Source organism: Aquabacter sp. DMC10, from assembly GCF_056314145.1.
Window position 1 is genome coordinate 441,804 of record NZ_JBQUYX010000001.1, and the last position, 18,957, is coordinate 460,760.

Sequence of the window (18,957 nt, forward strand, 5' to 3'; positions counted from 1 at the left end):
AATGATCATCACCGAGGCCGAGGTGCGGTTCTTCGCGCGCCGCCGGTGGGACTATCACCCCGGCGGCGTCCCTGCCCTCTTGCTCATGGTCCGCGACGGTTTCGGCGAGGTGGTGGACGTGATCGCCTGGCCCATCGCCCGGCCCGACAAATGGGCGCGGCTCACCGCGAAGGCGATCCTCCTTGGCGAGGACGCGCTCCACCAGCCGCAGGGCGGCCCCGTGGCCGCATATCGGACGCCGCTCGGCTGGCTCGCCAGCGGGGCGAACGGCGTCTGCATCCTCGATCCAACATACGCTTGGAAGACCTTGCGCACCGGCCCGCCGCTGTCAGGCGAAGACCTCGCGCACGCGAAGGAGCTGCAAGCGATCCTCGCGCCTCCCGAACCGCCCAAGGTCTTCGTGCGCCAGCCCTTGAACCGAAAGAAAGCCGCGTGATGGAAGAGAGTGTCGTGATCCCGCTCGCCGAAGCCGAGGCCCGCATGTCCACCGGCCCGCTTCCGCTCTATCCGCGCCGCGCCGCGCCGAAGGCCTTTCCCTTGGATGCCCTCGGCCCGGTGCTCTCCCGCGGCGCCGGCGGCATCGCCCGCAAGGTGTGTGTGCCCGACGCGCTCGCCGGCCAATCCGTGCTTGCCGCCGCGTCCCTCGCCGCTCAAGCGCACGCGGACGTGCAACTACCGTTCGGCCAATGCCGCCCCCTTTCCCTCTATTGCATCACGGTGGCAGGTTCTGGCGACCGGAAGTCGAGCGCCGACAATGAGGCCCTATGGCCCCTGCGGAAGCGGGAGCGGGCCTTGCGCGAGAAGTTCGACGCGGACGTGGAAGACTGGCAGGCCTCAAGCGCGGCGTGGCATGCGAAGCGCAAGCGCATCGAATCCGACAAGGGCATTGAGGATTTGAAGGGCGCGCTCTTGGACCTCGGCCCCGAGCCGGCCCGGCCCCTTCACCCGATGCTGACCTTCTCGGACGCCACCCTGGAAGGCATCCTGAAGGCCTGGCCCAACGCCCATGCGAGCCTTGGCCTGTTCGCCTCGGAAGGCGGCACCTTTTCCGGCGGCGCCGGCATGACGAGCGAAAACCGGCTGAAGACGGCGGCGGGCCTTTCCGAGCTTTGGGATAACAGGCCATCCAAGCGCCTGCGAGCGGCGGATGGCGTCATGATCCATGAGCGCCGTCGCCTTTCGGTGCACCTCATGATGCAGCCCGACGTTGCCGCCGGCTTCTTCGGCGATGGCGTCCTTCGCGACCAAGGCCTCTTGTCCCGCGTGCTGATCGCCGCACCGGAAAGCATCGCCGGCACGCGCCTCTATCGCGATCCAACACCGGAGGATGAAGCCGCGATCCAGGCTTACGGCGCCCGCCTGCTTTCCCTTCTGGAGGCGCCATGGCCCATCGCCCAAAGCACCCGGAACGAACTGGAGCCCCGCGCGCTGCCCATGAGCACCGAAGCGAAAGCGTCCTGGGTGTCCTTCTTCAACTCGGTTGAGGAGGGGAGCGCGAAAGGCGAGGTGTTCGCCGACATCCGCGACTTCGCATCCAAGGCGGCCGAGCACGCCGCGCGCATTGCCGGGGTGCTCACCATTGTGGAGGACATCAACGCCCCCTCAATCTCGAAGACGCAGATGGACGCCGCTATCACCTTGGTGGACTGGTATCTGAACGAGACCTTGCGCCTCTCTTCTTCCGCGAAGACAGACAACCGCCTTGTGAAGGCCGAAGAGCTTTTGTCCTGGATGAAGTCGAGGGGCTCGCCGGTGGTGGGCTTTCGGGAGATCCTCCAGTTTGGCCCGACACCCATGCGAACGAAGGCAATTGCCGACGATCTGGTTTCCGTCCTGAAGGATCATCAGTGGATCATTGAGGACGCCGGCCGGCCCCGCCGGTTTCGAATTTCCTCGTCAGCACGGTGAAGGCGGTCGCCACTGCGCTACACCGCTACACCGCTACGGTTCTTTTTTTATTCTATATATCAGAGACTTATATAATGTGTAGCGGTGTAGCGGTGTAGCGAGGGGGCTTCAAGTAAGCGCGCACAGTGGCGCACCCACGTTATGCACAGGCCTCGGCGCCACGTATACGGCAAAATACAGAAAGAAAACTCCGCAAATAATCCCGATCAAATAAGGTGGATAGACGCCCGATTTATTGTTGACGCGCCGATTTTGTCAGGCATTCACTCAGGAATGCTTGAAAGGTTTCGCCGCTTCCTCGGACTTGAACGCAAGTCGCTCGCATCGCCTGATGCCGACTTGCTCGCTCTGTTTGGCGCATCTGCCCAGACCGCGGCGGGCGTGGCCGTGGGGCCTGGAAATGCCCTGACCGTCCCTGCCGTCTCCTGTGCCGTGAGGGCGATCAGCGAAGCCGCCGCGTGCCTCGACATCACCGTGAAGCGGCGCGAGCCGGACGGCACCGAGACCGAGGTGACAGACCATCCGGTGGCCGCGCTCTTGCGGGACGGGCCGAACGATTGGACCGACGGCTTCACCTTCCTGCGAGACCTCACGGCACAGGCCTTGTCTTACGACATGGGCGGCTTGGCCTGGGTCAACCGTGTGAACGGCCGGCCGGTGGAGATCCTTCATTTTCAGCCCGGCTTCCTGACCGCACAAGACGATGGGAGCGGCACCGGCGCGTGCCGCTATTTCCTGAACGGTGGTGCGATTCCAGCCCAGGATACAATCCACCTGCGCTCGCCGTTCGGCCGCTCGCCGCTGTCCCTAGCACGCGAAAGCATCGGCCTGGCGCTCACGCTTGACGCCCACGCGGCGCGCCTGTTCGGCAACGGCGCCCGGCCCTCTGGCGTGCTCTCGCTGAAAGAGCGGGTGACGCCGGAAGCCATCGCCCGCATTCGTTCGTCCTGGCAGCTTGCCCACGGCGCCGGCAAGTCCGGCGGCACGGCCATCGTGGAAGGCGGGGCCGAGTACTCGCCCCTCACCATGAGCTCGGTGGATGCCCAGTTTCAGGAGATGCGGGCCTTCGAGATTCTCCAGGTTGCCCGCGCCTTCCGCGTCCCCCCGCAGATGCTCTACGACCTGACGCGGGCCACTTGGTCGAACAGTGAACAAATGGGGCGCGAGTTCCTCGTGTTCACGTTGGAGCCCTGGCTCCGTGCCCTGGAAGGGTGCCTGCGCCGCGCCCTCTTCACGCCGGAAGAATTCCCCACGCACCGCGTAGCCTTCGACCGTGACGACCTGACGCGCGCCTCGCTGACCGAGCGCGCCACTGCCATCAACTCGCTGATCGCCTCGCGCGTCCTCAATCCGAACGAGGGCCGCGACTGGCTGGACCTGCCGCCCCGCGCCGGCGGCGAGGAATACGCGAACCCGAACACCGGATCGAACCAGCCCGGCGCCGCGGCGCCGCAGGGAAGCGCCACATGACGAATATCATCCCCTTTCCTGCTGCCTCACGGGCGGAGCTCGACGGCGGATTCATCAGGGACGACCTGGCGCCGTCCAAATGCAGAGAGGCGTTCTATTTCATCGACCTGGTGGAGGCGGACGGCTCTCGCTTCTGCATGTGGGATGGCGACTCCTATGACGAGGCCCTCGCCGTTCTCGGGGAGTTTCGTCGTGGCGGCATCGCCACCCGTGACCTCCTGAGGGGGCACTGATGCAGCACCTTGAGTTCAAAGCCAACTTCACCGCCGGGGATGCAGGCCAGATCGCGGGATACGCCTCGCTCTTCGGCCGGCCGGCGGACGCGGTGCGCGACATCGTGGAGCCGGGAGCGTTCAAGGCCTCCCTGATGCTGCGCACGCCTGAGATGAAGGCCGAGCACGCCGGCCCCGCCATTGGCGCATGGGATGAAGTCGTGGAAGACGAGATGGGCCTTCGCGTGAAAGGCCGCCTCAACCTCGATAACCCCGCCGGCCGCGCCGCTTATGCCGACGTGATCGCCGGCCGGAAGGGTGGGCTCTCCATCGGCTATGTCGCCACCAAGAGCGCCAAGGACGCATCCGGCGCCCGCGTGCTGGCTCAAGTCGATCTTCACGAAATCAGCATTGTCCGAAATCCGGCTTCCAGCCGGACCCGCATCCTTTCAGTCAAATCGAAGGAGGGCAGCATGCCCGGTGATGAGAACGGCGCCGCAGTCGATACGGCGGCCCTGGAAGTGAAGGTCGCCGACCTCGACAAGGCGGTGAAGTCCCTTCCGGTGGTGGACCTGAAGCCCTTCACGGAACGCCTGGACAAGATCGAAGCGAAGATGAACCGCCCGGCCACGAAGGACACGCCCGCCGAACCGACGCTTGAGCGGAAGTCCTTCGCCACCTATCTGCGCCACGGCAACGCCACGCCCGCCGAAGAGCTGAAGAGCCTCACGGTGTCGTCCGACCCGCAGGGCGGCTATCTCGCCCCGGCCGAGATGAGCACCGAGTTCGTGCGCGACCTGGTGGAGTTCTCCCCCATCCGCGCCGTCGCCAGCGTGCGCACCACGGGCGCACCGTCCGTGATCTATCCCAAGCGCACCGGCATCACGAACGCCAAGTGGAAGGGCGAGACGCAGGCGGCCGAGGCTTCCGAACCCGCGTTCGGCCAGCTGGAAATCCCGGTCAAGGAGATGAACACCTATGTGGACATCTCCAACCAGTTGCTCGCCGACAGCGCCGGACAGGCGGAAGCCGAGGTGCGCCTCGCGCTCGCCGAAGACTTCGGCCAGAAGGAAGGCCTTGCCTTCCTGAAGGGTAACGGCGTTCTGGAGCCCACCGGCCTGCTGACCGATGCCAGCATCGCCTACACGGCCAACGGCCACGCCACCAATCTTTCGGCCGATGCGCTGATCGGCTTCATGTATGCGCTGCCCGCCGCCTATCGTAATCGCGGCTCCTGGCTGCTGAACGGCACCACCCTCGCCGTCATCCGCAAGCTGAAGGATGGACAGGGGAATTACCTCTGGCAGCCGAGCTTCCAGGCGGGCCAGCCCGAGACCATCCTCGGCCGCCCGGTGGTGGAGGCGGTGGACATGCCCGACATCGCCGCGGACGCCTTCCCCATCATGTTCGGCGACCTCGCCACGGGCTACCGCATCGTGGACCGCGTGGCGCTCACCATCCTGGTGAACCCCTACATCCGCGCCACGGACGGCGTGACGCGCATTCATGCCACCCGGCGGGTGGGCGGTGGCGTCATCCAGCCCAAGGCCCTGCGCAAGCTCAAGATGGCCGTGAGCTGATCGGCGACGGAAGGAGAACACACACATGCGCGACATTGCATCGAACATCGCCGTCCGCGCCGTCATCGCTCCGGTGGTGGTGTCGGACAACACCGCTGCGGTGGGCACGGTGATCGACCGGCTCGGCTTCGACAGCCTGGCCTATGTGATCGCCACCGGCACCCTCGCCGACGCGGACGCCACCTTCACGGTGCTGCTGGAGGAATCGGACGCCTCCGGTTCCGGCTTCACTGCCGTGGCCGATGCCGACCTGATCGGCACCGAGGCGGACGCCAGCTTCACCTTCGCCAATGACGGCGTGGTGCGGAAGCTCGGCTATCGCGGCCACAAGCGTTACACGCGGCTCACCATCACGCCGGCCGGCAACAGCGGGAGCGCGCCGCTGGCGGCGGTCGCGATCCTCGGCCACGCGGCGAGCCGTCCCGTTTCCTGACTTCAAAGGGCGCCGGTACCTTGAGGGCACTTAGCGACCTGCCCAACAGCGAGAATTCCGCCTCCCCGGCGCCCGCGGTGCGAACCGGCCATGAGGGGTCAAGGCGGGAAAGGTCGCGAGCACCAGCCGAGACGACGGCCAAGGGCTCAAGCGGATTCCCGGGATAGGGACCGCAGGGGAGGCGGCGGGCGGATGCTTCGCCCCTCCCCGTCCCGCTCACACGAGGTGAATGATGGACCCGTTCGATTCCTTTGCGCTCCAGGTATCCGACCAAGCCGTAAAGCTCGCCGCGATCACGCCCGCGAACGCCGACCTGGCACAGGCTACCCGCGCCCTTTATGTCGGCACCGGCGGCGACCTGGTGGTGATCGGCAAGGATGATTCCGCCTCGGTGACGCTCAAGAACGTCCCTTCCGGGACGATCCTCCCGCTTCGCGTCAAGCGGGTGGCTGCCGCCACCACGGCAACTGACATCCTGGGGCTCTACTGATGCCCGTCCGCGCCCCTCGCATCTGCGGCTGTGGCCACCGCATCGCCTCTGGCGAGGTGTGCCCGTGCGAGCGGCGCCGGAAGGCCGAGGCGGACAAGCGCCGGCCCTCGGCCCGTGAGCGCGGCTATGACAGCAAGTGGGACCGGGAGCGCGAGGCCTTTCTCAAGGCCCATCCCAAATGCACGCGCTGCGGCGCACCGGCAACGGTGGTGGACCATATCCAGCCGCACCGCGGAGACATGAAGGCCTTCTGGAACCGCAGCAACTGGCAGCCCCTGTGCGCCACCTGCCATTCCCGATGGAAGCAGTCCCGTGAGAAGCGCGAGGCCGCCCATGGCTGACGTGATCGACACCCTGGAAATCGTCACCATCTCGTCGCTTCACGACGCGCTGAACATCACCATTGATGGCGACGATCTGAAGCTTGAACGGCTGGTGGAGACCGCACGGGACTTCATCGAGGGCTATGTGGGACCGCTCGATGACTTCGAGACGGCAGACGCGGTTCCCGCCGCCATCGCCCAAGCCATGCGCCTCTATGTGGGGCACCTCTATGACGAAGATGCCGCGCCCGTTCCTGAAGGCGTGTTCGCCCTGATAGGCCCCTATCGCAAGTGGGAGTTCTGATCATGGCGCGCATTCGGACACGGCGATACGGCAGCAGCGCGAAGCGGGTGGACGCCATGATTGACGGCGCCACCAAGGAAGCCATTGCCGCCACGCAGCCGGCCTTGATGCGCGCCGGCAAGATCGTGGCCGCCGACATGAAGCGGCTGGCAGAGACCTCCCGCGAAACCGGCAACCTGATCGAAAGCATCACGGTGACGCCCGGTGGCAAAAGCACGCCTCCCTATTCCCAGCCGGGCGGCGAGGCCGTCGTGCCCGCCAACATGGTGATGATCACCGTTGGCGACAGCGACACCCGATACCCCCACTTGGTCGAGTACGGGACCAAGCGCAGCAAGGCCCAGCCCTTCTTCTGGCCAGCCTTCCGCCTGGGCCGAAAGAAGGCCGCCCAATCCATCCAACGCGCCATTTCCAAAGCCGTCCGCAAGGGCGCCAATTCCGGAGTTTGATCCATGGCCACCAGCACGTCCGCAGGTGCGAAGTTCTACATCGGCACCACCACCGCCGCCGAAACCCTCGCGCAGTTCCAGGCAGACACCTATGTCCGTGTGCATGAGATCGAGGATCTGGGGGAGTTCGGCGACGAAGCCACTGAAGTGTCCTTCAGTACCCTGGATGACAATCGCATCCAGCGCCGCAAGGGCTCGCGCGATGCGGGCATGTTGACGCTCACCTGCATCCGCGACCCCAAAGACACGGGACAGAAAGCGATGCTCGCTGCGACCAAGTCCGACAGCGAATACAACATCAAAATCAGTGCCGATGACGTTCCTGATGGCGGAACGCCCACCGTCTTTTACGCCCGCGCAGTCATCATGTCTGGAAAGGTCAACTTCTCCGGCGCGGATGATCTTACGCGGGTGGTGTTTCAGATCGCTATCAATTCCGAGATCCTGGAAGTGGAGGCGACCTGATGCTTGAAGGGCACGTCTCCATCACGCTTGCCGGTGCGCCCGCCACCCTGGCGCCCACGCTGGGGGCCGCGCTGCACCTCACGGCCTTGCACGGCAACTTCGGCTCGCTCCTGGCCAAGCTGGAGGCTTACGACCTCAAGGCGGCGTCTGACGTTGTGCACCACGGCCTCGGCCGCACCGATGCCGAGAAGCCCCGCACCACGGAAGAGGTGTTCAGCACCGGCTTGGTGGGGCTCACGCCCGACCTGATCGGCTACGTGATCCGCCTCGCCAACGGCGGGAAGCCCCTCTCCGATACTGAGGAGGGTGTCGGGAATGGCGACGCCCCTTTCGGCGTGTGACCATGGCCGAGTATTTCGAGCACCTGTTCAAGATGGGCACGGGCTGGCTTGGGTGGGCTCCTGCCGTGGTGCTGGGGACGCCCATTCCGCAGCTTGAGCTTGCCATCACCGGCCGGCGCGAGCTCCTGCAATCCATCTTCGGCGGGCCTGAGAAGAAGGTGCCCCTTGGCCGGAAGGTGCGCGGCATCCTCGGCATGCGCGGAACCACCAAGGTGAAGGGCGAACAGCCATGACACCGGACCTCGCCTTGCAGCGCGCCTTGATCGCCAGGCTCACGGCCACCACCGACGTGACGGCCCTTGTCCCTGCATCGGACATCATAGACGGCCTGCCCACGCCTGCCCGCTTCCCCTCCATCCTGATCGGAGAAGGGCAAGTGGTGAGGGAGGCGAACACCCTCGCTGCGAACCACCGGCGCGTCTATGCCACTCTTCACGTTTGGGCCAAGGCCATGCCGCAAGCCCGTGCCATCGCAGGCGCCATCACATCGGCAGTGGAGCACCAGCCCCTTACGCTCGCCACGGGCTATCGCGCCATATCAGCCGTGATCGCCTCTGCCCGCTTCATGCGTGATGAGGAAGAAGCCCATGGTGTCGTGACCGTGGATAGCCTGGTCGAGGTGACAGCATGAAAGCCGGGAGCCTTGATCGCATCATCACGGTGCAGCGCTTCACCGAGGAACGCGATGACCTCGGACAGGTGACGGCCACATGGGCAACCATCGCCACCCTGCGAGCGCAGAAGATCCAGGCGAGCACAACGGAATACCTCAAGGGCGAAGGCTTCAAGGGGGAAGCCGCAGTCGTCTTCCGCGTGCGCTGGCTGGACGGGCTCACGGTGAAGGACCGCGTGCTCTCCGATGGCATCGCCCACGACATCAAGGAGCTCAAGGAGATCGGCCGCCGCAAGGGCCTGGACATCCGCACCGTCGCCAGCGGCGCCACGGCGCCAGCCTGACCCCGGGGGGTGGTTGCCGACTTGCCCGAGTGGCCTGGGGACCGGCGGAGGGGTTTTGCGCGTGATGGAGCCCTCACAGCCTTTTCAGGCCCAAACGGTAACAGAGGAAGCATTATGAAGGGCCGCAAGCCGAAAGAGACCCTCCCCGGTTCCTCCCCGGTGACGAGCCTTCCGACGCCTCCCGCCTGGTTGTCGAGGGATGCGAAGGGCGAATGGCGCCGCGTCGCGCCCATCCTGATCAACGAGCGCCGGACGCTGACCGTGGCGGACCTGGCCATGCTCGAAAGCTACTGCACCGCCGTGGGGCTGGTGGCCGAGGCCTCCCGGATCATCGCGAAAGAGGGGCTTATCTACATGAGCGCGACCGGGCCGAAGAAGCACCCGGCCGTTGCGATCCGCTCCGATGGCATGACGCAGGCGCGGCAGATCGCTTCCGAGCTCGGCTTGACGCCGGCCAGCCGCTCGCGCCCCGCCGTGAGGAACGATGATGACCAAGACGCACCCGACCTGGATCTTTGACGGCTCGCCGATCCCCGATCCGTTCGGCTATGGCGATCGGGCGGTGCGGTTTCTGCGGGCGTTGAAGCACCCCAAGAGCACCGTCCCCGGCCACGCCTTCCGGCTCGATCCCTGGCAAGAGCGCATCGTGCGCCGCATCTATGGGCCGCGCCACGAGGACGGCACGCGCATCGTGAAGACCGTCCCCATGCTTCTGCCACGCGGCAACCGGAAGACCTCGCTCGCCGCGGCCCTGGCATTGCTTCACACGGTGGGACCGGAACGGGTCCCCGGCGGCGAGGTGATCAGCGCGGCCGCGGATCGAAAGCAGGCCCGGCTTGCCTATGTGGAGGCCGTTGGCATCGTGCGCGCCACGCGGGCGGTGTCCAAGGTGTCGGCGCTCCAGGACTACAAGAACCGGCTGGTGAGCACCCGGCATGCCAGCTTCTATGAGGCGATTTCCTGTGACGCCGGCACGCAGCACGGGCGCACGCCGGCCTTTGTCCTCGCCGATGAATTGCACGCGTGGAAGAAGCGCGACCTCTGGGATGTGCTCCGGTCCGGCCTTGTGAAGACGCCCGGTTCCCTCCTGGTGGTGGCCACCACCGCCGGCCGGGGACAGGAGAACATCGCGTGGGACATCATCGACTATGCCCGGAAGGTGGCACGCGGCGAGATCGATGATCCCTCCTGCCTGCCGATCCTCTTCGAGGCGGATCGCGATTGCGATTGGACGGACGAGGCCGTGTGGCGCGCCGTCAATCCGGGCCTTGCCCACGGCTATCCCGACATTGCTGGCCTGCGGCAACTGGCACGGGAGGCGAAGGAACGCCCTGGCGACCGGGAGGCCTTCCGGCAATTGAACCTGAACATCTGGCTCGATCACTCGGCCGATCCGTTCGTGGATATGGCCGTCTATGACGCCGGCGCCGGCCCGGTGGACCTCGAGGCGCTAGAAGGCGCGCCGTGCTGGCTTGGTGTGGACCTGTCTTCCACGGGTGACCTCACCTGCATCGTGGCCGCCTGGCGCGACGGGGAAGACGGCTATTTCGTCCACCCCTGGTTCTTCTGTCCCGAGGACAACCTTCGCGCCCGGGCCGAGCGGGACGGCGTGCCCTATCCCACGTGGGCGGAACAGGGCTTCATCACGCCCACGCCTGGCAACGTGGTGGACTATCGCCACGTCGAGACGGTGGTGCGCGACCTTTGCCAGCGCTTCGAGGTGCGCGAGATCGCCTTTGATCCGTACATGGCGCGCAACACCCTGAACAACCTCCTGGAGGACGGCCTTCCCGCCGTCGAGATGCGGCAGGGCTGGGTGACCATGGCACCGGCCGTGAAGGAACTGGAGCGCGCCATTCTCGGCCGGCGCTTCACGCACGGCGGCAACCCGGTGCTGCGGTGGAACTTCGACAACATCGCGACCCAGAAGGACAGCGCCGGGAACCTCTTCTTCAACAAGGGCAAGAGCCGCGACCGCATTGACGGCGCCGTGGCCTGCGCCATGGCCGTTGGCCGCGCCAGCTTCGGCGAAGGCGGCTCCATCTACGATAGCGACGACTGGTCGCCCGAACTCATGGTGATGTGATGGCCGCAGCCGCAGAGGAACGCCTTGTCGTCGCGCTCGAAGCCCGCATCCGCGACTTCGAAAAGAACATGGCGAAGGGCCGCAAGATCGCCAATGACAACCTGCGAGCCATCGAAAAGCGGGCGCAGGAATCCGCGCCGCGCCTCGAAGCCGCAATGGCCAATGCTGGCAAGGGGCTGGCGGCGGGCCTTTCTGCGGGGTTGAACGCAGTCGGAATCGGTGGCGCCGGTATCGCGGGCGTTCTCACCACCATCAAGCAGGCCGTCAGCGAAGTGGCTGAGATGAGCGCGGAAGCCAAACGCGCCGGACTTGGCGTCGAGGCCTTCCAGGAACTCAAGTTCGCTGCGGAACAAGCCCGCGTTGGCGTGGACGGCCTGACGGACGGCATCAAGGAGATGCAGCTTCGCGCGGACGAATTCATTGTCACCGGCGCCGGCGGCGGCGCGGAGGCCTTCCAGCGCCTGGGCTACACGGCGGACGAGCTCAAGAAGAAGCTGAAAGACCCGGCCGCCCTGTTCGGCGAGGTGATCGAGCGGCTTCGCGACCTGGACAAGGCTTCGCAGATCCGCGTGTCTGATGAGATATTCGGCGGCACCGGCGGAGAGCAATTCGTGCGCTTCCTGGAAATGGGCCGCAACAGCATCGAACGCATGCGGCAAGAGGCGCGCGACACCGGCGCCGTGCTGGACGCTGAAATGGTGAAGCGGGCCGAAGAGATAGACCGGCGCTTCCAGGCGCTCGCCACCACCATCGGCACCAAGGTGAAGGGCGCCATCCTTGGCATTATCGAGCTTCTCCAGGAGATGCAGAAGCACCTTCCGACGCCCGACGAACTGCCGCAGCGGTCCCCCGCATCGTCGCAGGCGCAGCCGCAGCCCACGCCTCGCACCCGCGCCACCACCTTCGACGTGGGCTTGCCCTCTGGAAACACCGCTTCCGCCACCGTACCCTTACCCACGCCCCGCCCGGCTGGGCTCGCCGGTCAAGGCGATTTGAGCAACGTCAAGCGCGCGGGCGAGACCCTGAAGCGTGGCTATGCCGACCTCCAGGCGGCGGCACAGCAGCGCATCGCCGACCTCCAGACGGAACAGGCCGCGCTCAGCATGACGACGCAGGCGGCCGAGGCCTATCGGTTCAAGCAACAGGCCATTGCCGAGGCGCAGCGGATGCAGATCACGTTGACGCCGGCACAGACGCAGCAGCTTGATGACCTGGCCGAGCAATACGGCACCCTCTCGGCCGCGCTCGAAACGGCCTATGCCGATCAGCAGCGGCTCAATCAGGCACAGCAGGAACTGGGCAACATCGCCTCCAGCACCATTTCCGGCCTGATCGACGGGACGCAAAGCTGGGGCGAATCGCTTGCCAACATCACCAAGCGCCTCGCCGACCTGGTGCTTCAAGCCGCGCTTCTGGGGGACGGCCCGCTGGGTGGCTTGTTCGGCTCCGCTGCTTCCGGCGGCAAGGCGGGTGGCCTGATCGGTTCGCTCTTCTCCATGTTCGGCTTTGCCGAGGGTGGCGTGATGACGGCGCAGGGGCCGCGCCGGCTGAAGCGCTACGCCAACGGCGGCGTGTCGCGGACGGCGGCCATCTTCGGCGAGGCGGGCCCGGAAGCCGCCGTGCCCCTGCCGGACGGAAGACGCATCCCGGTTGACCTGCGAGGCGGTGCGCCGGCTGCGCAACAGAAGATCACGGTGGCGCCGGTGCTCCAGATCGACGCGCGCGGGGCCTCGATGACAGAGGATCAGGTGCGCACCCTGGTGGCGCCCATGCTGCAACAGACGACCCGCGAACTGGTGCGCCAGATGCCCGGCATCATCGAGCAAGCGCGCTCCCGCTCAATCCGTGGACAGAGGACATGAAACGATGACGGAATTACCCAACAGCACCAACGACCCAGCTCCGCAGGCAGAAACGATGCCAAGTGCCGATGATCTGGAGAAGCTCGGCATCCTTATCCGGCCCGGACCGGGGTGTGAGATCGACCTAGCCAGGGGCTTCACTCTTATCGTGAGCGATCCGAAATGAGTACACCGCGCCTCATCATCGGAAAGTTCGATGGCATCGGCCGGGTGCGGTTCTCCAAACCCGGCTATGACGTCACGGACCTGGATCTGACCAACGAGCAATTGGTGTTCGATAGCGCGTGGTCCGAGATCCTGGGCGTTCACAAAATGTCCTATGACACGGGCGACCTGAGCGTGACGCTCCGCACATATGGGAGCTATCGTCGCTTTACAGCGGACGTGTCATTCCCCACGCTCCCATTTGCACCGCTCGCCCTGGCCTGGAAGGTTGACTATAATATAAAGAACTCCTTCCAAGACTTGGTATATCTAAAAAGATATATGCCGGCATGCGTTTGCACATCCCCCAATTACATCAGAATGACAAGCCCGTCCGATAACTATTCGGCCTCTAAATTTGCATATTACGTTTTCAATAAGCCGATCTTCGGCGCTGACCCCCGGGAATTAGACATGGGAGGCGGCAATTCGATGATCATGGGGAACCACCCCTCCAGACCTTCGGGCCTTTACATTTCCCGACGCGGCGCGAACGTGCTCACCTGCGGCGACGACGATCTGACGCTGTCCACGCTTCGCCCCATGCTTCAGGTGGCCGAAAGCGGGGTGGCGTCGGGTTATGTGAGAGTCAGCAATTTCGCCAACCATCTGGTGGGGGAAATCGTCACCGCGCGGAGCTATCCGCATCGGCCGCCGGTGCTAATGCGCGGCGCGACCCAGCCTTGGGGCCTGGGCAATGCAAGCGCCATCGCCACCAGCGAGTACGGATGGCGAAGCGACAACACCATCCACTTCGAGCTGACCGGCGGCGGCACTGCGGATCCGCTGCACTGGACCATTCTCGACTACGACAGCACCTATGTCCCTGGCGCTGACCTCGCCCCAACGCCGAGGGTAGAGCTCAAGGATGGCGTACTGAAAATCTCACAGAAGAACATCGATGTGCGGACAGCCGACGAAAGCAGCCTCTTGCTGCGCACGGATCGCTCGGTGCTTCACGTCAAAGACCGCGTGTACAAGGCCTTCCTGCCAGGCGCTGCGGCGGGAAATATCCCTTTGTCCACCAACATCAGCGCACCGCCCATCGTCATTTTCGGGCTGAACTGGAACGGCGAAAACTATTGCCGGCCGGTGGGCGTGAACACCACACCGCTGAACACGGATTGGCGCATAACGGGGGTGAACACAGCCGACAACGTGAGGGCCAACGCCACCAACTCGAATCAGATCAGCTTCCTCGGCACTGCGGCGGCGGGCGACAACTTCTATGCTGCGGTGATCGAGCATAGCTAGGCGAAGGTGGGGAATTTCGCCGCGCGCCCCATGTTCGGAGTTTGTGTCGCCCGGAACGGTGGGAATTTCCCACCTTTGCTTCCTATGTGCTTCCTGCTGGTCGGAAGCAGAAAGAAGCGAAGCATCTAAGTGATTGAAAAGACTGGCGCACCCGGCACGATTCGAACGTGCGACCTTTGCCTTCGGAGGGCAACGCTCTATCCAGCTGAGCTACGGGTGCCTAGTCGATGTTGCCTCTCCTACCCCATCGGCCGGCGCCTGACAATCCGGGGGAGAAGGATTGGGCCTGGCCGTGCACAGGGGCGGGGGGACCGCATGGGGCGGGCAGGATGGCTTGCGGGAGCGGCGGGAGGATGGGCGGCGGCGGGCATCGAAGCCGGAGCCAGGGGCGGCGGGGGACGGGTCAGTCGGCGGGGGGCGCGTCGGGGGCGTAGAGATTGGTGAGGCGCGCCACCAGGATGGCCACATAGAGCACGCCGACCATCTGCTCCACGATGGCGAAGGACTGCACCTGGTGGGAATTGGGCACGATGTCGCCATAGCCGGTGGTGGTGATGGTGGCGTAGCTGAAATAGAGGAAATCGTAGAAGGGCACGGTGGCCCGCTCGATGGTGCTGTCGAAGCGGAAGGACCGGGGCTCCAGCACATAGAGCGCGCGATAGATGAGCGCCCAGAACAAGGCCATGGTCATATAAGCGGTCAGGGATGCAAAGATGCGGTCGAGCGTGATCCGGCCGGGCGACAGGACGTATTTCAGCATGTTGTAGATGGCAAAGAGGACGAAGCCGCAGAAGAAGAGCGAGGAGAGCAGCAGGAAATTGCGCTCCGGGGAAAACACCGCGTAGAGATCGAGCACCACCGCGGCCACGCCGAGCAGAACCAGGGGCATGCGGTGCCAGCGCCGGCGCACGGAGCCGGTGGAGACCATATGAATCGCCAGAAGCATCATGGCGAGATCCAGGAGCGTGAGGGCCGCAACGCCGCTGCTGATATTCTCGATGGCCGGGAAGACCAGGATGGACCCCAGCATCAATATGGTCATCTTGATGTAGAAATGCCGATAAACGCTGAAAACGACCCTCATTCGCTCCGCCCGGTCCGCTGGACTGTCGATTCCAGCATCATAGAGCAGTTTCGGTGAACTCCCCTTCACCAAACGTGCGCCAACTCTTTGTTTCAACCCAATTCCGACGCGAACCCGGCATCCCCTTTCGCAGGAACTGCTCTATACCAAACGACCGTCCCCGGTTGGCCCGGGCCGAACGCGCCCCTTGCCCCTCAGATGTGGGGCACGAGGCGCATGACCATGTCGTTATAGTCGAAGTCCGAACCCTCGGCGGCGCTGAGATCCTCAAATCCGAAGGTGTTCTCGCCGAAGATGTGGATGTATTCCTGCCCGCCCGCATTGCCCGCGCCGGGCAGGAACACCTGCCCGGAGGGGGTGACGAGGACCGGGGCGTAATAGCCGTCGGAGCCGGCGACGGTCCAGGCAGAAGAGGCCTGGAAGGTGCCGCCGCCATGCTGGGCCAGATAGCCCGCATCAAGGCTGGCCAGCACCGCGGCGTGAAACTCCGGCGTGTCGCCATATTCTACCCCGCCGACGCTCCAGCCGCCGGTCGCCGGGTTCACGTCGATCTTCACAAAGGCGAGTTGGTTGGTGTTGGCGCAACTGCCGCCCACGTCCACCTCCAGCGTGGCGCCGTGGGTGAGATAGGTCAGAGCCTCGTTGGAGGCACGCTGCGGGGTGGCCAGTTCCGCCCCGTCGGACAAGGTGTTCTCCACCATGGCAGACAGGTGCACGCCCCCCACCTGGAGCGCCACGCTCCCCGCCCCGGTGGAGGTGGCGGACACGGCGGGCGTGACATCGACCGCATTGGCGCCGGTCTGGAGGGCGAACCGCAATTCCTGGCCAAGGCCCAGATAGACCATCTGCGACCCGTTGAACAATGTGGCCCCGGTGTCGGACACGGCGGCACCCAGCGTCCCGATCACGGCGTCGTCCAGCGTCACGTCGGCCCCGGCGTGGCCATCGCGCGCCACCAGCTCGCCCTGGGCGTTCACCACATAGAGCAGCACGCTGGTGGACTGGGGCAGGCTGGAGGCCTGCACGGCAAAGCGCAGCCAATTGCCGGCGGTGGCGGAAGCATCGTCCAACAGGGCCAGCCCATGGCCGGCGGTGGCCTGGACCTGCAGGTCGGACAAAGCGACGGTCAAGGTCAGGGCCGTGCTTTGCGGCCCGAGCGGGGTGGCAAAGCCGGTATCGGCCTGCGCATATTCGGTCATGGTGACCGCATAGGTCCCATTGCCCAGGGTCGCGGCGGCGGAGATCCATTGCCCGTCGATGTCGGCCGCCGCGCCGAGCGGCGCGAAGGGAGTGCCGCCGCCGGCTTCCACCACCGACAGCACGCCCCAGTTCAGGGCGCCCACCTTGTTGGTGTAGCCCGAGATCCAGGAAGGGGTGCCGGCGGCGGTGTTGGTACCGGTCCAGCCGAAGGCGATCGCCCCCTCGGACACCGTGATGGCATTGGTGGTGGGCGTGTCCTGGTCCGGCGCGGCGGTGAAGACCGTGCCGCTGAGCGTGCCCGCCACGGGGGCAAAGGGCACCGGCCGGGTGCTCACATAGGTCCCTGCGGTGTTCTGCTCCAGCAGCGCGGCATCGAGCGAGGTGGAGGCGCCATAAAGGAAGCTGATGGAGAAGGTGGAAATGGTCTGCGCGGTGGAGGCGGTGGGGGTGGCAAGTGCCAGGCCATCAATGGCAAGGCTCCCCTCCTGGCCCGCATAGGCCGGGTTTTCCAGTTCGCCGCCGGTGACATTGGCATAGAGGTTATAGGTCTTGGCCGCCGCGCCCGTGCCCACCACGATCTGATACCAGGCGGTCCCAGTCTCGGGCTTCGGCAGGTTGTTCACCAGAAGCGTGCCCACCGGCTGCGATGAGCCGGAGACCGGGCTCGCCGCATAAGTGCCGGCGCCGGCGTCATAGGTGATGTTCCAGTTCTGCCAGAGCGAGACGCCGGATGCGGCCTGGAGCGTCACATCCTGCCACTGAGCCACCCCCGCATTCATGCCGGCATAGATGCGCAGCACGATGGGCGTGTCCTCCACCAGCACCATTTCCTGGTTGGCGAAGGTCATCACCACATTGGTGCCGTCGCCGCTATAGGTGGGCACCCCATAGCTGCCGCCGACGGGCGCGATGTAATTGTAGAGGACCGGGGTGGTATAGCCGGTGGGCTGCTCGGTGTCGTCGAAGATGGTCAGCGCGATGGTGGTGACATCGGTGCCGAGCTGGGAATCCCACACCGAGATGAGAGGCCCGCCGACACTGTATTGCCGCATCAGATTGTCGGAATAGCCCGACCCGTAGGAATTGGAGTTATAGAAATAGATCTGCGAATAGGGGTCCATATAGACCGGCTGCGCCGAGGTCAGGTTGTGGCCGAAGGCGTAGGTGGGGTCCCAGTTCCAATTGGCATTGAGGTCGACCGGCGTGGTCACGGCCGAATTGGGGGAGGCGCCGGCGGTGGCGTAATAGCCGGCGGTGAAACCGGTCAGGAACTGGGTAAGCACCTCGCCCCATTGGTTGTTGAGGCCGGTGTTCATCTCCGGCGAGGTGCTGCCGAGGATCTGGTAAGGCGTGGCGTCGGTCTGGTTGGTATAGATTTCCACCGTTCCGAGCGTCGAATAGATGCTATCCGCCAGATTGTCGGGGGTGATCTTGATATAGCCCTGGACATTGCTGCTGGCCGTGGGCGCCAGCCAGAAGACGCTTTGCGTCGCGTCCCATTGCAGCTGGTAGGAGAAGAAGGCCTCGTTGTGATAGATGCCATTGGCATCGGCCCCGCCGTTGAAATAGCCGGCCAGCGTGACGGCGGAAGCGGCGGAGGTGGTTTCCAGGCTCTGGATATAGGCGTCCCAGTCGGAGGCCTGGAAGGCGGGATTGGGCGGCGTGAGGCCTACCGCCTGCGAGGGCGAGATGCCCGCCCGGTGGTCCCCGGAGAGCGGCCCGGACGTATAGTCATAGACATAGGTCTTTGAGGCATCGATGGCGGCGATCTGCTGGAACACCGCGCTGCCGGTGATGCCATAGCCGACCGAGGCACTGGTGCCGTTGGAATAAGTGATGCCCACCGACATGGGCAGGCCGAAGCCTTCCACGGAGGTCAGATTGCCCGCATCGCCGGGCGCGCTCAGCAGCGAGACCTCGAAACTGTCGTAGCGGAAGTCGTAGCTCTGAGCGCTCGACCAATTGATGTTCTGCTCGCCGGTAATCAGCGTGGTCAGATCATAGGGCTGCGAGGGATCCTGGCTCTGGATCAGGAAATAGACCTTGCCGCCGTTGAAGCTGGTGGGCAGGGCAATGTCGAGCGCGCCGGCCGTGGTCTGAAGCACGCCATTTTCCACCAGCGGGTTCCAGACCGGGGATGCGCCGTCGAAATAGACGGCATAGGCCCAGATGCCCTGCTGCTGCAGCGTCGTCTGCAAGCTGGACGTGAGATTGACGTTGAGGGTGGTCATTTTTCTATCTCTTCCCGCGCAGACGCAACCTTAGCGGTCGGAGCTTTCGGGAAGGCGGCTACCCCATACCTTCCGGTGGGGAATGACCGGTCTTTTCGTGCCCA

General features: G+C 65.0%; 21 protein-coding genes and 1 tRNA gene. 19 read left to right on the plus strand and 3 right to left on the minus strand.

Annotated features, from left to right (window positions below):
* Window position 1 precedes the first annotated feature (1 nt).
* The 19 genes from ACT54L_RS02040 (at window position 2) to ACT54L_RS02130 (ending at window position 14,338) form a co-directional block, all read left to right on the plus strand.
* Window positions 2-436 (plus strand): hypothetical protein, encoded by a 435-nt coding sequence (locus ACT54L_RS02040; protein WP_476083870.1) that lies wholly within the window; start codon window positions 2-4, stop codon window positions 434-436.
* Window positions 436-1,908: a YfjI family protein gene (locus ACT54L_RS02045; RefSeq protein WP_476083871.1), complete on the plus strand. Its 1,473-nt coding sequence runs from the start codon at window positions 436-438 to the stop codon at window positions 1,906-1,908. The genes ACT54L_RS02040 and ACT54L_RS02045 overlap by 1 nt, the downstream gene beginning before the upstream one ends.
* Before the next feature lie 141 nt (window positions 1,909-2,049).
* On the plus strand, window positions 2,050-3,378 hold the full coding sequence (locus ACT54L_RS02050; RefSeq protein WP_476083872.1) for a phage portal protein: 1,329 nt from the start codon (window positions 2,050-2,052) through the stop codon (window positions 3,376-3,378).
* Window positions 3,375-3,611, plus strand: a complete 237-nt coding sequence (locus tag ACT54L_RS02055) for a hypothetical protein (protein ID WP_476083873.1) — start codon at window positions 3,375-3,377, stop codon at window positions 3,609-3,611. Before ACT54L_RS02050 ends, ACT54L_RS02055 begins: the two co-directional genes overlap by 4 nt.
* On the plus strand, window positions 3,611-5,170 hold the full coding sequence (locus tag ACT54L_RS02060) for a phage major capsid protein (protein WP_476083874.1): 1,560 nt from the start codon (window positions 3,611-3,613) through the stop codon (window positions 5,168-5,170). The genes ACT54L_RS02055 and ACT54L_RS02060 overlap by 1 nt, the downstream gene beginning before the upstream one ends.
* Before the next feature lie 25 nt (window positions 5,171-5,195).
* Window positions 5,196-5,603 carry a hypothetical protein gene (locus tag ACT54L_RS02065; protein WP_209101592.1) on the plus strand — a complete coding sequence of 136 codons (408 nt, stop codon included), beginning with the start codon at window positions 5,196-5,198 and terminating at the stop codon, window positions 5,601-5,603.
* A gap of 229 nt (window positions 5,604-5,832) precedes the next feature.
* Window positions 5,833-6,093 (plus strand): spike base protein, RCAP_Rcc01079 family, encoded by a 261-nt coding sequence (locus tag ACT54L_RS02070; RefSeq protein WP_209101591.1) that lies wholly within the window; start codon window positions 5,833-5,835, stop codon window positions 6,091-6,093.
* Window positions 6,093-6,434 (plus strand): HNH endonuclease signature motif containing protein, encoded by a 342-nt coding sequence (locus tag ACT54L_RS02075; protein WP_476083875.1) that lies wholly within the window; start codon window positions 6,093-6,095, stop codon window positions 6,432-6,434. The genes ACT54L_RS02070 and ACT54L_RS02075 overlap by 1 nt, the downstream gene beginning before the upstream one ends.
* Window positions 6,427-6,720, plus strand: coding sequence for a head-tail connector protein (locus tag ACT54L_RS02080; RefSeq protein WP_476083876.1), 294 nt, complete (start codon window positions 6,427-6,429; stop codon window positions 6,718-6,720). The genes ACT54L_RS02075 and ACT54L_RS02080 overlap by 8 nt, the downstream gene beginning before the upstream one ends.
* A gap of 56 nt (window positions 6,721-6,776) precedes the next feature.
* Window positions 6,777-7,169, plus strand: a complete 393-nt coding sequence (locus tag ACT54L_RS02085) for an HK97-gp10 family putative phage morphogenesis protein (RefSeq protein ID WP_476083877.1) — start codon at window positions 6,777-6,779, stop codon at window positions 7,167-7,169.
* Window positions 7,170-7,172: 3 nt separating this feature from the next.
* A complete protein-coding gene (locus ACT54L_RS02090; RefSeq protein WP_476083878.1) occupies window positions 7,173-7,634 on the plus strand; it encodes a phage tail tube protein in 462 nt (153 codons plus the stop codon).
* Window positions 7,634-7,975, plus strand: a complete 342-nt coding sequence (locus ACT54L_RS02095) for a hypothetical protein (protein WP_476083879.1) — start codon at window positions 7,634-7,636, stop codon at window positions 7,973-7,975. The genes ACT54L_RS02090 and ACT54L_RS02095 overlap by 1 nt, the downstream gene beginning before the upstream one ends.
* 2 nt (window positions 7,976-7,977) lie before the next feature.
* Window positions 7,978-8,208: a hypothetical protein gene (locus ACT54L_RS02100; protein ID WP_476083880.1), complete on the plus strand. Its 231-nt coding sequence runs from the start codon at window positions 7,978-7,980 to the stop codon at window positions 8,206-8,208.
* Window positions 8,205-8,606, plus strand: a complete 402-nt coding sequence (locus tag ACT54L_RS02105; protein ID WP_476083881.1) for a DUF3168 domain-containing protein — start codon at window positions 8,205-8,207, stop codon at window positions 8,604-8,606. The genes ACT54L_RS02100 and ACT54L_RS02105 overlap by 4 nt, the downstream gene beginning before the upstream one ends.
* A complete protein-coding gene (locus tag ACT54L_RS02110) occupies window positions 8,603-8,932 on the plus strand; it encodes a head-tail adaptor protein (RefSeq protein ID WP_476083882.1) in 330 nt (109 codons plus the stop codon). Before ACT54L_RS02105 ends, ACT54L_RS02110 begins: the two co-directional genes overlap by 4 nt.
* 114 nt (window positions 8,933-9,046) lie before the next feature.
* On the plus strand, window positions 9,047-9,451 hold the full coding sequence (locus ACT54L_RS02115) for a phage terminase small subunit P27 family (RefSeq protein WP_476083883.1): 405 nt from the start codon (window positions 9,047-9,049) through the stop codon (window positions 9,449-9,451).
* Window positions 9,420-11,018 (plus strand): terminase large subunit, encoded by a 1,599-nt coding sequence (locus tag ACT54L_RS02120; RefSeq protein WP_476083884.1) that lies wholly within the window; start codon window positions 9,420-9,422, stop codon window positions 11,016-11,018. The genes ACT54L_RS02115 and ACT54L_RS02120 overlap by 32 nt, the downstream gene beginning before the upstream one ends.
* The gene (locus ACT54L_RS02125) at window positions 11,018-12,880 is read left to right on the plus strand and encodes a phage tail tape measure family protein (RefSeq protein WP_476083885.1); all 1,863 of its coding nucleotides are present in this window, start codon (window positions 11,018-11,020) and stop codon (window positions 12,878-12,880) included. The genes ACT54L_RS02120 and ACT54L_RS02125 overlap by 1 nt, the downstream gene beginning before the upstream one ends.
* A gap of 162 nt (window positions 12,881-13,042) precedes the next feature.
* Window positions 13,043-14,338, plus strand: coding sequence for a hypothetical protein (locus tag ACT54L_RS02130; protein ID WP_476083886.1), 1,296 nt, complete (start codon window positions 13,043-13,045; stop codon window positions 14,336-14,338).
* A gap of 143 nt (window positions 14,339-14,481) precedes the next feature.
* On the opposite strand, the gene ACT54L_RS02135 is transcribed toward ACT54L_RS02130, so the two are convergent.
* The 3 genes from ACT54L_RS02135 to ACT54L_RS02145 form a co-directional block, all read right to left on the minus strand.
* Window positions 14,482-14,558: transfer RNA gene (locus ACT54L_RS02135), tRNA-Arg, on the minus strand.
* 183 nt (window positions 14,559-14,741) lie between these two features.
* Window positions 14,742-15,422, minus strand: coding sequence for a potassium channel family protein (locus ACT54L_RS02140; RefSeq protein WP_476083887.1), 681 nt, complete (start codon window positions 15,420-15,422; stop codon window positions 14,742-14,744).
* A 194-nt stretch (window positions 15,423-15,616) separates the two neighbouring features.
* Entirely contained in the window at window positions 15,617-18,853 is a 3,237-nt protein-coding gene (locus tag ACT54L_RS02145) for a hypothetical protein (RefSeq protein WP_476083888.1), read from the minus strand.
* Window positions 18,854-18,957: the final 104 nt, after the last annotated feature.